11 protein-coding genes are annotated in these 12,800 nt (G+C 64.3%); 2 read left to right on the top strand and 9 right to left on the bottom strand.

What is annotated here, in order from left to right:
- Positions 1 to 58: 58 nt before the first annotated feature.
- From rlmD to I4X03_RS14115, 7 genes are all read right to left on the bottom strand, one after another.
- Entirely contained in the window at positions 59 to 1,399 is a 1,341-nt protein-coding gene (rlmD, locus tag I4X03_RS14085; RefSeq protein WP_223468865.1) for a 23S rRNA (uracil(1939)-C(5))-methyltransferase RlmD, read from the bottom strand.
- Positions 1,400 to 1,542: 143 nt separating this feature from the next.
- Positions 1,543 to 2,541 carry an RNA polymerase sigma factor RpoS gene (gene rpoS, locus I4X03_RS14090; protein WP_223468866.1) on the bottom strand — a complete coding sequence of 333 codons (999 nt, stop codon included), beginning with the start codon at positions 2,539 to 2,541 and terminating at the stop codon, positions 1,543 to 1,545.
- Between the two features lie 23 nt (positions 2,542 to 2,564).
- Positions 2,565 to 3,488 (bottom strand): peptidoglycan DD-metalloendopeptidase family protein, encoded by a 924-nt coding sequence (locus I4X03_RS14095; protein WP_223468867.1) that lies wholly within the window; start codon positions 3,486 to 3,488, stop codon positions 2,565 to 2,567.
- Between the two features lie 36 nt (positions 3,489 to 3,524).
- The gene (locus I4X03_RS14100) at positions 3,525 to 4,415 is read right to left on the bottom strand and encodes a protein-L-isoaspartate(D-aspartate) O-methyltransferase (protein WP_223468868.1); all 891 of its coding nucleotides are present in this window, start codon (positions 4,413 to 4,415) and stop codon (positions 3,525 to 3,527) included.
- A complete protein-coding gene (gene surE, locus I4X03_RS14105; protein ID WP_223468869.1) occupies positions 4,412 to 5,149 on the bottom strand; it encodes a 5'/3'-nucleotidase SurE in 738 nt (245 codons plus the stop codon). Before surE ends, I4X03_RS14100 begins: the two co-directional genes overlap by 4 nt.
- A gap of 70 nt (positions 5,150 to 5,219) precedes the next feature.
- Positions 5,220 to 7,664 carry a tetratricopeptide repeat protein gene (locus I4X03_RS14110; RefSeq protein WP_223468870.1) on the bottom strand — a complete coding sequence of 815 codons (2,445 nt, stop codon included), beginning with the start codon at positions 7,662 to 7,664 and terminating at the stop codon, positions 5,220 to 5,222.
- Between the two features lie 9 nt (positions 7,665 to 7,673).
- Positions 7,674 to 8,282: a toll/interleukin-1 receptor domain-containing protein gene (locus I4X03_RS14115; RefSeq protein ID WP_223468871.1), complete on the bottom strand. Its 609-nt coding sequence runs from the start codon at positions 8,280 to 8,282 to the stop codon at positions 7,674 to 7,676.
- Between the two features lie 190 nt (positions 8,283 to 8,472).
- On the opposite strand from I4X03_RS14115, the gene I4X03_RS14120 reads away from it, so the two are divergent.
- A complete protein-coding gene (locus I4X03_RS14120; RefSeq protein ID WP_223468872.1) occupies positions 8,473 to 9,447 on the top strand; it encodes an NADPH:quinone oxidoreductase family protein in 975 nt (324 codons plus the stop codon).
- 66 nt (positions 9,448 to 9,513) lie between these two features.
- Here the strand turns inward: I4X03_RS14120 and yoaA are convergent, their stop codons facing one another.
- Positions 9,514 to 11,550, bottom strand: coding sequence for a DNA repair helicase YoaA (gene yoaA / locus I4X03_RS14125; protein WP_370660520.1), 2,037 nt, complete (start codon positions 11,548 to 11,550; stop codon positions 9,514 to 9,516).
- Positions 11,551 to 11,578: 28 nt separating this feature from the next.
- On the bottom strand, positions 11,579 to 11,779 hold the full coding sequence (locus I4X03_RS14130) for a YdcH family protein (protein ID WP_223468873.1): 201 nt from the start codon (positions 11,777 to 11,779) through the stop codon (positions 11,579 to 11,581).
- A 212-nt stretch (positions 11,780 to 11,991) separates the two neighbouring features.
- On the opposite strand from I4X03_RS14130, the gene I4X03_RS14135 reads away from it, so the two are divergent.
- Positions 11,992 to 12,798, top strand: coding sequence for a PP2C family protein-serine/threonine phosphatase (locus I4X03_RS14135; RefSeq protein ID WP_223468874.1), 807 nt, complete (start codon positions 11,992 to 11,994; stop codon positions 12,796 to 12,798).
- Positions 12,799 to 12,800 lie beyond the last annotated feature (2 nt).

A 12,800-nucleotide genomic window follows, 5' to 3' on the forward strand; every position in this document is an offset into this window, starting at 1 on the left:
CACAAGTTGTCGCGAGTATAAAGGATGCCCGGCGCCCCCGTCAGAGCGCGAACGTACATTAGGCGAGATCGAACACGGCCATCGACTCCACGTGGGAGGTGTGCGGGAACATGTTGACCACGCCAGCCTTGCTGAGCACGTAGCCTGCTTCGTGCACCAGCACGCCGGCGTCGCGCGCCAGCGTCGACGGGCTGCAGGACACGTAGACAATGCGCTTTGGCATCATTTCAGGGTGGCTGGCGCGCAGGCCTGCCAGCGCTGCCGACAAGGCGGCGGCGCCGTCGCGCGGCGGATCGATCAGCATGCGGTCGAACTTGCCGAGGGCGACCAGGTCCTCGGTGGTCACGTCGAACAGGTTGCGGGTGAAGAAGGCAGTCTTTTCCGACAAGCCGTTGGCGCGCGCATTGGACAACGCGCGCTCGGTCAGCGCAGTGCTGCCCTCGATGCCGACCACTTCGCGCGCCAGTGTTGCCAGCGGCAAGGTGAAGTTGCCCAGGCCGCAGAACAGGTCGGCGACGCGCTCGTCAGCCTGCACGTCCAGCAACAGCAGCGCCTTGTGCACCAGCACCCGGTTGATATGGTGGTTCACCTGGGTAAAGTCGGTCGGCTTGAATGGCATCCGGACATTAAACTCGGGCAAGCTGTAATACAATTCCTTGCCGATTGGATAGAACGGCGCCGCGGTATCGGGTCCGCCTGGCTGCAGCCACCACTGGATGTTCCACTGGTCGGCGAAGGCTTGCATCAGCGCTTCGTCCTGGGCGCTCAACGCGTCCATGTTGCGCATTACCATGACCGTCAGCTCTTCGCCGATCGCCAGTTCGATCTGCGGCACCTTGTTGTAGATGGACATCGCGGCGATCATCTCGCGCAGCGGCACCAGCATGGCCGATACATGTGGCGGGAGAACATGGCATTCGGTGATGTCGGCAACAAAACTCGATCCGCGCTCGTTAAAGCCGACCAGCACCACCTCGCGCTTGGCCAGGTAGCGTGCCGACAGGCGCGCGCGGTAGCGGTAGCCCCAGGTCGGGCCGTACATCGGCCGCATGACGTTGCCGGCCTTGACCTTGCTGATGTGCCACAGGTTATCTTCCAGCACGCGCTGCTTGACGGCGACCTGGGCCGATGGCTCCATGTGCTGCATCGAGCAGCCGCCGCAGACACCGAAATGCGGGCAGCGCGGCGCAACGCGCATCGACGATTCGCGGTGCAGCACCGTCATGTGCCCGGCCTCCCAGTTCTTCTTTTTCTTGGTCGTCGCGAAGCTGACCCGCTCGCCCGGCAGCGCGCCTTCGACAAACACCACCTTGCCCGGCGAGCCGTCTTCATTGTCGAGGTGGCCGACGCCGCGCGCGTCCATGTCGAGGGATTTGATGTCGATGATCTTGTCGTGCATAGCGATAAGGGATGGGGAAAGTGGTGTGGTGAATTCACCGTCATTCCGGCCCACGCGGGAATCGATGCCACCTCTGCGCGGAGGAGCGATGGGTTCCCGCGTTCGCGGGAACGACGGCGTTTCGGCTGCTCAGCCGGTGCGCATCATAGCAAGGAATCGCGCACCACGCCACGCGAGGCCATCGCCCGCTTCAGCTTGATCAGCGCTTCCTGCTGGATCTGGCGCACCCGCTCGCGCGTCACGCCCATCTCTTCGGCCAGGGTTTCCAGGGTGGCCGGATCGTCGTTGTCGAGGCCAAATCGGCGCATCACCACGATGCGCTGCTTGTCCGGCAGGCGGCTGAGCCAGTCGCGCACCAGCAGCGTCATTTCGTGGTGTTCGGCGCGCGAATCGGGGGCGTCGTCGGCGTCGCCAGGCAGCATGTCCATCAGGCTGGACTGGGGATCGTTGTCCAGCGGGGCGTCGAGCGAGGTGGCGTGCTCGGACAGCGCCAGGATGTCCTGCACCTCCTCGACCGGCCGCCCGACCAGGTGGGCGATGTCTTCGGCCTTGGCGTCCTTGCCGTCATGGTGCTGGGCTTCGAGGTGGTATTTGGCGCGCAGGATCTGGTTCAGCTCGCGCACCATGTGCACCGGCAAGCGCACCGTGCGCGCCTGGTTCATGATGGCGCGCTCGATGCTCTGGCGGATCCACCAGGTGGCGTAGGTCGAAAAACGGAAGCCGCGCTCGGGCTCGAACTTGTCGATCGCGCGCATCAAGCCGATATTGCCTTCCTCGATCATGTCGAGCAGCACGACGCCGCGGTTGATGTAGTGCTTGGCGATCGACACCACCAGCCGCAGGTTGTGCTCGATCATGGCCTGGCGCGCGTCGAAGTCGCCCGCCTTGGCCAAGGTGGCGAAATGCACTTCCTGGGGCGCGGTAAGCAACGCCCTGGTGCCGATCTGGTTCAGGTAATGCTGGGTGGTGTCGGTGGAGAGCTCGGCTGCCAGCACTTTCTTGAGCTCGTCAACGGTCTCGAGTACCGGAACCGCTTCGGCCCCGCTGGCGGGCGCGTCGCCGCCCTCGCCGTCATCTATCGCCTCGTCGGGATAATCATCGGCCGAGGGGTCGTCTTCAAGTTGGCGCGGCGAGTGTGACATTTGCTACTCTCCGGAAGGAGTGTTTAGCGTATCGGCAAAAACTTCGATGGGTCGACCGGCTTGCCCTGCTGGCGGATCTCGAAGTGCAGTTTAACCGAGTCGGCATCGGAATCGCCCATTTCGGCGATGACCTGTCCCTTGTTCACGTTCTGTCCTTCCTTGACCACGATGCTGCGGTTGTGGGCGTAGGCGGACAGCAGGCTGTTGCTATGCTTAACGATGACGAGATTACCATATCCGCGGATGCCGCTGCCTGCATACATGACTTTTCCGGCGCCGGCGGCCATCACATGCTGCCCTGCCCGGCCGGCAATGTCGATGCCTTTATTCTTGCCTTCGTCGAAAGTGGCGACAATGCGGCCGTCCGATGGCCACATCCACGACAGCTTTTCGTCGTCGGTGGCAGTGACGGTCGCCCCTGGCACGATCACTGGCGCGGCCGGCGCGGCGACGGCGATTGGCGCGGCCGGCTCGGGACGCTCGACCGGTCTCTGGTCGGCGCGGCCGTTGTTGCCCTCGCCCTTCTGGGCGTCGGCCACCGCGGTGTCGGTGTACGGGCGCTTGTCGGCGCGCGGCGTGGTCTTGCGCGGCACCACAGGCTGGCGGGTTTCCGGCGGGGCAACCGGCGCGGCCTGCGCCAGCTGGGCAGGCGGCGACACGCGCAGCACCTGGCCATACTTGATGTCGTTCGGGTCCGACAGGTTGTTCCAGACAACCAGGTCGCGGTAGTTCTGGCCGAAGTCGAGCGCGATGCCCATCAGGGTGTCGCCCTTCTGCACGGTGTATTGGTTACGGTCTTCCTTGACTGGCTGGGGCGCGGGCGCCGACGGGCGCGACGGCGCAGGCTGGGTGCGCTCGACGACGGGCGCCTTGCGGGTGCTGCTGGTACAGGCGGAAAGCAGGCCGACGGTAACGGCCAGCAGTGCATATTGGATTTTTTGATTCATTCTCATATTCTGTAGGTCGACAAGCCTGGCATCCGTTTAAACGATGCCAGGACGCAACGGCACGAAGTGGCACGCTTCCAACGTGTCGCTGGTCCATTCTGCCTTGCCGGTGCGGGTAATCAATTGCAGGTGCTGTGTCTGCGCACCCACCGGGGCAACCAGGCGTCCGCCGATTGTCAGTTGTTCAAGCAGCGCCTGCGGCACCGCGAGACCGGCCGCCGCGAGGATGATGCCGTCGAACGGGGCAGCCTGCGGCAGGCCAAGCATACCATCTCCGTAATGCAAACGCAGGTTTGCAATACGCAACGGACGCAAATTGGCCTTGGCCAGCTCGTGCAGCGGCTTGATCCGCTCGATCGAAAACACGTTGCGCGCCACGCAAGAGAGCACCGCAGCCTGGTAGCCGCAGCCAGTGCCGATCTCGAGCACGTTGTTAAGTTGACCACCGTTGCGCATCACTTCGATCATGCGCGCGACGATGTATGGCTGGGAAATGGTCTGGTGATGCCCGATCGGCAGCGAGGCGTCGATATACGCCTGGGCCGACAGCGCCGGCTCGATGAAGCCATGGCGCGGCACGGTATTGAGCGCGGCCAGCACCACCTGGTCCTGGACGCCCTGGCGCGCGACCCGCTGTACCATCTGGTTGCGGATCGCATCCGAAATCATCATGTCGGCGCGCGGCGCGGCCACCGGAACCGGTTGCACGCGCTGGGCGAAGCCCTGCACGGGCGCGGCGCCGGAACGAACCGGCGTTGCAACCCGAGCAACAAAAGCTCCTTGCACCGCGGTATGCGCGGCATTGCGTGTCGCCGTCTGCGGCGTGGCCACGCGGATCGGCTGGCTGGACGGCACGCCGCCTGGCTTGGCGTTGCTGCCCGTTACCGAGGACAGCGGCAAGGGGAAATTGCTGCGCTTGTCGTTCATGCGAGTCCCTTGGCCAGCAAATCGAGCTGGAGCTTGTGGGTGAGGTCGATTTGCAAGGGAGTGATCGACACCTGTCCCTGGCTGGTCGCGTGGAAGTCGGTGCCTTCGCCGGCGTCGCGGGTCGCGCCCGGCGGCCCGATCCAGAAGATCTCGCGCCCGCGCGGGTCGAGCGCGCGGATCACGGCTTCGGCCTGGTGGCGGCGCCCGAGGCGGGTCGCAGTGATCGTGGTCAGCTGCTCGTACGGCAGGTTCGGGATATTTACGTTCAGCAGGTAAGGCGACGGCAGTTCGTCGAAGCGGCGCATCACCAGGTCGCGCGCAACCCTGGCGGCGGCGTCGATGTTGCCCCAGCCGTAGTCGACTTGCGAAAAAGCGATCGCCGGGATGCCGAACAGGAAGCCTTCGGTGGCGGCGGCCACGGTGCCCGAATACAGGGTGTCGTCCCCCATGTTCTGGCCGTTGTTGATGCCGGAAACGATCAGGTCCGGCCGGTAGTCGAGCATGCCGGTCAGCGCGATGTGGACGCAGTCGGTCGGCGTGCCGTTGACGAAATAAAAGCCGTTGGCGGCCTTGGTCACCGACAGCGGACGGTCGAGCGACAGCGAGTTGGACGCGCCCGAGCGGTTGCTGTCGGGCGCCACCACCACGATGTCGGCCACCGATGCCAGTGCATCGGCCAATGCATTGATGCCGGGGGCGAGATAGCCGTCGTCGTTACTGATTAAGATTCGCATCCCGCGATTTTACCTGAAGCAACGGTCCTGTCGTTCGTTCAGCTGCAACATTTCCATTGCCTACCAACACTTATTCTGCGGCGACCCTCCTTCCGCCCGCGGCGTGGTTCAGGTGGGCGTCGAGCAGAGCCACCTCATCTTGTACGAACGACAGCAAGGCGTCCTTGTCGCCGTCGCGCGTGTAGACCTTGCGGATCATGGCCACGCCGCGCTTTCTGAGGGGATGGGCGACGCTCGGGCGCAGCACCGACTTGCGCAGGCTGTCGGCCAGCTCGCGCGCTTCGCCGTCGCTGCGGCTGTCGATCAGCTGCTGCAGCTGCTCCAGCTTTTCATTGAGCGACTGCATCAGCTGCTCGCTGGCATGGTCGCGCTCTTGCGGACCGGCCGCGGGGTAATGCAACAGTCGGTGCGACTCGTGCGGCCCGGACACCATCGCGCGCGGCGCCAGCTGCCGGTCGGCCCGGTGCGCGACCGCGTCTTCGAGCCGGCGCGCGTCGAGCGTGTGCCCCTGTTCGCTGAGCGTTTTTGCCAGCATTTTCTTGCTGTGCAAAGTCTGCGGGCTGTCGGCGCCGTACATGCGCTCCTGGGTGTCCACCACGCGCTGCTGCAGCACACAGGCAGCATCGAGTTCGCCCTGCATACCCAGCGTCGTTGCCAGGCTCAGCTGAATGCTGAGGGTTTCCGGATGTTCGGAGCCGAGGTTGCGCTCGCGCGTACGCGCCAATTCTTCCTGCAGCGCGCGCACCGCCGGAATATCGCCCAGCCCGGCAAGGATTTCAGCCAGGATCTCGCGCGCCTTCACCGTTGACGGATGGTCCGCCCCGGCATGGCGCTCGCGCGCCGCGACCACGCCCTGCTGCAGCTTTTTGGCGTTGGCCATGTCGCCGAGGTCCGACAGCACGATCGCCAGCTGTTGCGCGCAGCGCAAGGTGTCGTCGTGTTCATTGCCGAGCAGGCGCTGGCGTCCGTCAAGCACCAGCTCAAACAGCATCCGCGCACGGCTGAACTCGCGCTGGCGCGCCAGCGTCTGCGCCTGGCCCGCATAGCTGTTCAGTGTCAGCAAGTGGTCGTTGCCGAACCGGTCTTCGCAGATCCGCGTGATGGCCGCGTGCAGCGCAAGCGCTTCGTCGAACTCGCCCAGCTGAGCCAGGGTCGAAGCGAGACCGGAGCGCGCCGCCAGGGTTTCGGGATGTTCTTCCCCAAGCAGCCGCTGGCAGTCGCGCGCCAGCATCGCGTACAGCTCGCGGGCATCATCGAGCTTGCCGGAATCGCGCAGCAGCCGCGCCAGCTTGCTGCAGCCGGCGCGGGTATCCGGATCGTCGTTGCCCAGCATGCGCTGGCGGATCGACAGGCTCTCTTCCAGACACTCGCGCGCCTGCACTTCCCTGCCATTGGCGCGATACAGGTCGCCGAGTTCGGCCAGGTCGCGCGCCAGCGGCAGCAGCGCCGGACCGGACAGCGCATCGCCGGCCTGCGCACGCGCCGCCGCAATCGTGCCGAGCAGCGCGATTTCGCTGCGCGACTGCCACGGAAAACGGTCGTGCTCCATCCAGTCAAGCAGCGTGTCGAAGGTGCGTTCGAGCGAGAAGCGGTCGACGCCATGGCCGCGCAGATGCGACAGCGGCGCCCCGCCCGACATGGCCGCGGTCTGCTGCAGCTGGACTTCGTCAAGGTAGCTGTCGAGCGACAGCTGCGACAAGCCGTACGACTGCGCCAGCAGGCGTTCGAGCACTGGCTGATAGCCGGTGCTGCCGCGCAGCGGGTCGCCGCGCCGCCACTGCATGCGGCGTTCGCAGTCGGCGCTGTCGACCAGCGCGGGCAGCGGATACACCATCAGTGGCCGCTGCGCTTCTTCGTGGCTGCAACGGTAATCGATGGCGCGGTTGACCACGCCGGCCAGCCCTTCCAGGCTGCGCTGGTTGGGTGTGAACAAGCCCACCAGCTTGCGCGGCAACAGCGCCGTACAGATGCTGACGGCCGCCGAGCGCCCGCTGCGCGCATCGATCAGCACATGGCGAAACCTGCTCGACATGAAATCGCCGAAACTGCGGAACAGCGCAGGGCAAGCGGCAAACAGGCTGTCCCAGTCCATCGCATGGGCGCGCTCGCCATAGCTGTCGTCAAACCGCCCGGCGCGCATCAGGTAAAGCGGGCGGCTTTCGTCAACCCGCTCGACGTACAATTCCCAATCAATTGATTCAAGCACATGGCGCGCCATCGCCTCGTCATCGCCGCCGCTGGTGCCGGCCAGCAGCCGCAAGTGATCGCGGCAGGCCTGGAAATATTCGAGCAGTCCCAGCTTTTCTTCGCGCTGCTCGAAAAAATGGTGCAGTCCGGGCGACTCGGTGTCCCAGTCGATCATCAGCACCGGTACCGTGGCGTGTTGGCGCCCCGCCAGCAGTACGGCCATGTTCGACAATGCCACGCTTCGCGCTGTTCCGCTCTCGAACGAATAAAACGTGGTCACCTCGCCGGGAGCGGTTATCGGCGGAAGCGTAATTCGGTTCAGTTCCATCAGTGCTCCTCATATTTTTGGGAAAGTTATATCCGGAATGTCGCGCCATGCAGGTGGGACATCGGGGAGCACAAATTGGTTGCAATTATGGCTCGCCGGCATATGCTTTTTTTGATACTCGTAGTGGATCGCAATGCGATCGACGATTTTCTTGATGTCGGGTAGGAAATCCGGGTTCGCCATCAGGTCTCCCGTTGCCATGGTGAAGTTTGAAAAGTCGACATACATGTTCGACTCGGCCACCTGGGGCGGCAGGCGGCCGGGATGCTTGGTCATGATCACTGGGATGATCAGGCGGCTGGGCAGCTCATACCACTGGCTGCGCTCGGCTTCGAGCAGCTGCATGGCGGCATATTCGCGCCGCGTGTAAGGGTGCGACTCATACTTGGGCGTATAGATCATGATCATCGCCACGCTCTCGCACATCGCGCGCGCGATGCGGCGGTCGATGTCGTCGCCGCCGCCGAGCTGTTCGGTGTCGATGAACAGCTCGTTCTCATTGTCGAAGTAGGGTTCCAGATAACAGCGGATGGCATCCGACAGCGCATTCTTGAACCGGTTCATCAACGCATAGCGGCCATGGGCATAACTGAAGAAACAGCCATAACGGATCGCCATTGCAGCCTCCTCTTTGCAGATTGCCAAACCGGCGCGCTTCCATCCACGACTCTAACAAGCTCGACTTTCGTCACTTTGTGCACGCGCAAGCGCTCCCGATGGTGCGGTGAGCCCGCGTCGAGCCGCACAACTTCGGGCATAATCAAAAGCAAACGACCGTCTTTTTTTGAGACCAGACAACGGAGACATCATGAAAGCAGTAGTGTGCAAAGCGTGGGGATTGCCCGACAGCCTGACCGTGGACGAGGTGCCCGACCTGGTGCCCGGCGCGGGCGAAGTGGTGGTCGACGTCAAGGCGGCGGGCGTGAATTTTCCCGACGTGCTGATCGTGCAGGGCAAGTACCAGTTCAAGCCGGCGTTGCCGTTCACGCCAGGCAACGAGCTGTCGGGCGTGCTCCGCGCGGTCGGGCCGGATGTGACCGGATTCAGCGTTGGCGACAAGGTCATTGCGTTTACGCCGGTCGGCGCGTTTGCGCAGCAGGCACTGGTGCCGGTGCGCGCACTGATGCCGATGCCTCCGGGAATGGACTTCGATACCGCGGCGGCGATCACCCTGACCTACGGCACTTCCCATCACGCGGTGGCCGATCGCGCCGCGCTGAAGGCAGGCGAGACCATGCTGGTGCTGGGCGCCGCTGGCGGCGTCGGACTGGCGGCGATCGAGATCGGCAAGGCGCTTGGCGCGCGCGTGATCGCGGCGGCGTCATCGGATGAAAAGCTGGCGGTATGCCGCGCGCACGGCGCCGACGCGACCATCAATTATGCGACCGAAGATTTGCGCGAGGCGATCAAGGCGGCCACCGATGGCAAGGGGCCGGACGTGATTTACGACCCGGTGGGCGGGGAGTACGCCGAGCCGGCATTCCGCTCGATCGGATGGCGCGGGCGCTATCTGGTGGTCGGGTTCGCGAACGGCGAGATTCCCAAGCTGCCGCTGAACCTGGCGCTGCTCAAGGGCGCGTCGCTGGTCGGCGTGTTCTGGGGCGAATTCGCCAAGCGCGAGCCGAAGGCGAACCTGGCGGCGATGCGCGAGATGATGGGCTGGCTGGCCGAAGGCAAGATCAGGCCGCACATTTCGGGCCGGTACAAGCTGGAAGACACGGCGCAGGCCTTGAACGACATGGCGGCGCGTAAAGTGACCGGAAAAGTCGTCATCAACCCTTGACCCCGTCGTTCCCGCGTACGCGGGAATCCATGCCCGGCATAGGTTCCCGCCTGCGCGGGAACGACGTCAGGCCGGATCGGCGGGTTTGAAAAACGCGATCACGTCGGCTTCCACGCGGGTGCGCTTGAATGGCGGAAGACTCTGCCACACGCGGCGGCCGTACGATTTACTGATGATGCGCGGATCGCAGATCATCAGCACGCCACGGTCGGTCTCGTCGCGGATCAGGCGCCCTGCCCCCTGTTTCAGGTTGATGATCGCCTCCGGCAAGGTATGGTGCATGAACCCGTTCATGCCCTGCTTTTCCATCACGTCGATGCGCGCGGCCAGCACCGGGTCATCGGGCGGCGCGAACGGCATCTTGTCGATGATCACCAGCGACAGCGCGTCGCCGCGCACGTCGACGCCTTCCCAGAAACTCTGGCTGCCGACCAGCACCGCGTTGCCCGCCGCACGGAACGAGTCGAGCAGTTCGGTGCGTCCGCGCTCGCCCTGCACAAACAGTGGGAAATCGAGGCCGCGCGCGGCGAACTCGGTGCGCAGCCGTTCCGCCACATGCTTGACCGCGCGAATCGTCGTGCACAGGAAAAAGGTGCGCCCGCCGGCCGCCTCGATCACCGGCAGCGCCGCATCGACCACCGCATCGGTGTAGCCGAACGCGTTCGGCTCCGGCAGTCCGCTCGGCACGTACAGTAATCCTTGCTGCTCGTAATTGAACGGGCTTGGCCAGTTCTTGGCCTCTTCGCCTTCCAGGCCCATCTGCGCCGAAAAGTGCTTGAAGTCATTCTTGACGGCTAAGGTTGCCGACGTAAAGATCCAGCTGCGCGGCGTGCCTTCGCGCTGGTTCGAGAAGATCGGCGCGATCGACAGCGGCGTTTTGTGCAGCTGCAGCGCGGACGAGAACGCCTCGACCCACAACACCGCCTGGTCGCCCTCGACCACCTTGCCTTTGGTGTCGGCCTTCCAGGCATCCAGGCCCGCTGCCAGCTCGACCGCGCGCACGCGGCATTGCTCGATGCTTTCGGCGCGCGCGGCCTGGTCTTCCAGCACATCGATCATCGCCGCCAGCTGCTCCTTCAAGGTGTCCAGCGCGGGGAAAAAGTCGGACGACGGCATGATCTGCGCCAGCGCCAGGCGCATGATGTCTTGCGGGAAGGCCAGGCGCAGGTCGCGCGCGGCCTTCTCGACCGCGGTAACGACCTTGGCCCAGTCCGGTCCACCGCGCGCATGGGCCAGGCCTTCGGCCAGCACGTCGCGGCACAGTTCGAGAATCTGCGAGGTCGACACCGTCTGGCCGAAGAACAAGGTGGCGGTGTCGGGCAGCTGGTGCGCTTCGTCGAAGATGATGGTGTTGGCCGACGGCAGCAGCTCGGCCACGCCGGTGTCCTTCAGCGCCACATCGGCGAAGAACAGGTGGTGGTTGACCACCACCACATCGGCCTGCTGGGCCTCGCGGCGCGCCTTCATCACGAAGCAGTCCTGGTAGTACTGGCACTCGGCGCCCATGCAGGTGTCGCGGGTCGAGGTGACCAGGTTCCAGATGGTGGCGTTCTCGGGCACCTTGGTCAGTTCGGCCTTGTCGCCCGAACTGGTCATCTTGATGAAGCGCGAAATCTCGCGCAGGTGGCCGACGTCGTCGCGCGAGGTCATGCGCCCGTTGTTGAGCGTGCGTTCGAGGTGGTAATGGCAGACGTAATTCGAGCGCCCCTTGAGCAGCGCCACCGAGACCGGCGCGCGCAAGGCGGTGCGCACGGTCGGGATATCGCGCAGGAACAGCTGGTCCTGCAAGTTCTTGGTGCCGGTCGAGACGATGGTCTTGCCGCCCCACAGCAGTGCCGGGACCAGGTAGGCGAAGGTCTTGCCGGTGCCGGTGCCGGCTTCGGCGATCAGGGTTTTCTGGCCGGCGATGGCTTGCGCGATCGATTTGGCCATCTCGGTTTGCGAGCGGCGCGGGCTGAACGCACCGACCGAAGGCGCAAGGGGGCCGCCCGCGGAAAACAGGCGGTCGATTTCGGCGTCGTACTTGCCGGCCGGAGCGGCCTCGAAGGCGCCCTGGTCAGGCAGCACGCCGGTCGTGCCCGGGGCTGGTGTTTGCTCGGTCAAAGTGGATGGCAGGTAATGCGAAGACAAATCAGGCCGGAACGTCCGGCACCAATTGCATTTTCAGCAGGGTGATATGGTCTTTCAGCTGCAGTTTGCGCTTTTTCAGGCGGCGCAGCTGCAGCTGGTCGTTGTGGCCGTCCTCGGTCAGCTTGTTTATGACCGCGTCCAGATCGCGATGTTCCACGTCGAGTTCGACGAGGCGGCTCTGGATATTTTCTACGTCAGTCATTGTCGCTTTCCCAACCTTGTTTCAGTGCTGCTAACGGGCGCCGTGCGGCGTGCATACATTTGGATACAAAAGTTTCGGGAGGACAACCGTTTCATCTTGCAACTTAGGGTGTTCCCGGTGCATAGTTTAATCTACCGCGACGTTGCCGCCAATACAGATCGAGCGCGCGCTGCAATTGCAGTGATAACGCAGCAACGGAAAACATAGACGAGATGAGTTCATACAAGATTGAAGCGGGCACGGCGCAGCACATTGGCAACCGCGCACAGCAGAACGACCGCGCTGCCCTGTTCACCGGCGCGCGCGCGCCGGGCTATGTGCTGGCCATCCTGGCCGACGGCCAGGCCGGCGGCGCCATCGCGCCCGAGCAGGTGCTGCACACGGCCAGGCTGGTGTTCAATGAATTCAAGCCTGGCGACGTCGCCAGCACCGCGCGCATGGCCGACCTGCTGCGCGCCATCGTGCACGAGAGCCACCTGGTCATCAAGATGAACGGCGTCACCACCGGCACCGAGCCGACCGCCAGCTTCGTCGGCTTGCTGATCAGCCCGCAAGGACAGGCGGTCTGGGCGCATGCCGGCGATTCGCGCCTCTACCATTTCGTTGCTGGCCAGTGCCGCGCCCGCACCACGGACGCGGCGTATGTCGACCATTTGACCGTGAACGACAAGCTTCCGCTGGAAGCTGCGAAGGCGCACCGCCAGTCGCCGCTGCTGGCCAACGTGCTTGGCAATATCGTCAAGGAACCGTTCGTGGCGATCGGCAGCCACGATGGCCTCGCCGCGGACGACGCTTTCCTGTTGTGCTCGGACGGCCTGTGGGCGTACTTTACCGATACCGAGCTGGGCTCGGTGCTGAACAAGAACGCCCCGCGCCAGGCGTCCGAAATGCTGATCAACAAGGCAATCGAACGCGCCGACGGCAAGGGCGACAACTGCACGATGGCGATGATCAAGCTGGTGCGCCCGCCGAAGGAAGTGCCGGACTATAAGGTGGAAAAGATGCGCCGGGCAGTCTGAGG

Origin of the sequence: Massilia soli (genome assembly GCF_016809835.1) — a bacterium.
GTDB classification, from domain to species: Bacteria; Pseudomonadota; Gammaproteobacteria; order Burkholderiales; family Burkholderiaceae_D; genus Telluria_A; species Telluria_A soli.

Coding starts and splice junctions, on each gene's coding strand:
- I4X03_RS14110 (WP_223468870.1), bottom strand. CDS start 7,664: ATGGAACTGAACCGAATTACGCTTCCGCCGATAACCGCTCCCGGCGAG.
- I4X03_RS14120 (WP_223468872.1), top strand. CDS start 8,473: ATGAAAGCAGTAGTGTGCAAAGCGTGGGGATTGCCCGACAGCCTGACC.
- surE (WP_223468869.1), bottom strand. CDS start 5,149: ATGCGAATCTTAATCAGTAACGACGACGGCTATCTCGCCCCCGGCATC.
- I4X03_RS14135 (WP_223468874.1), top strand. CDS start 11,992: ATGAGTTCATACAAGATTGAAGCGGGCACGGCGCAGCACATTGGCAAC.
- I4X03_RS14100 (WP_223468868.1), bottom strand. CDS start 4,415: ATGAACGACAAGCGCAGCAATTTCCCCTTGCCGCTGTCCTCGGTAACG.
- I4X03_RS14130 (WP_223468873.1), bottom strand. CDS start 11,779: ATGACTGACGTAGAAAATATCCAGAGCCGCCTCGTCGAACTCGACGTG.
- I4X03_RS14115 (WP_223468871.1), bottom strand. CDS start 8,282: ATGGCGATCCGTTATGGCTGTTTCTTCAGTTATGCCCATGGCCGCTAT.
- rpoS (WP_223468866.1), bottom strand. CDS start 2,541: ATGTCACACTCGCCGCGCCAACTTGAAGACGACCCCTCGGCCGATGAT.
- I4X03_RS14095 (WP_223468867.1), bottom strand. CDS start 3,488: ATGAATCAAAAAATCCAATATGCACTGCTGGCCGTTACCGTCGGCCTG.
- rlmD (WP_223468865.1), bottom strand. CDS start 1,399: ATGCACGACAAGATCATCGACATCAAATCCCTCGACATGGACGCGCGC.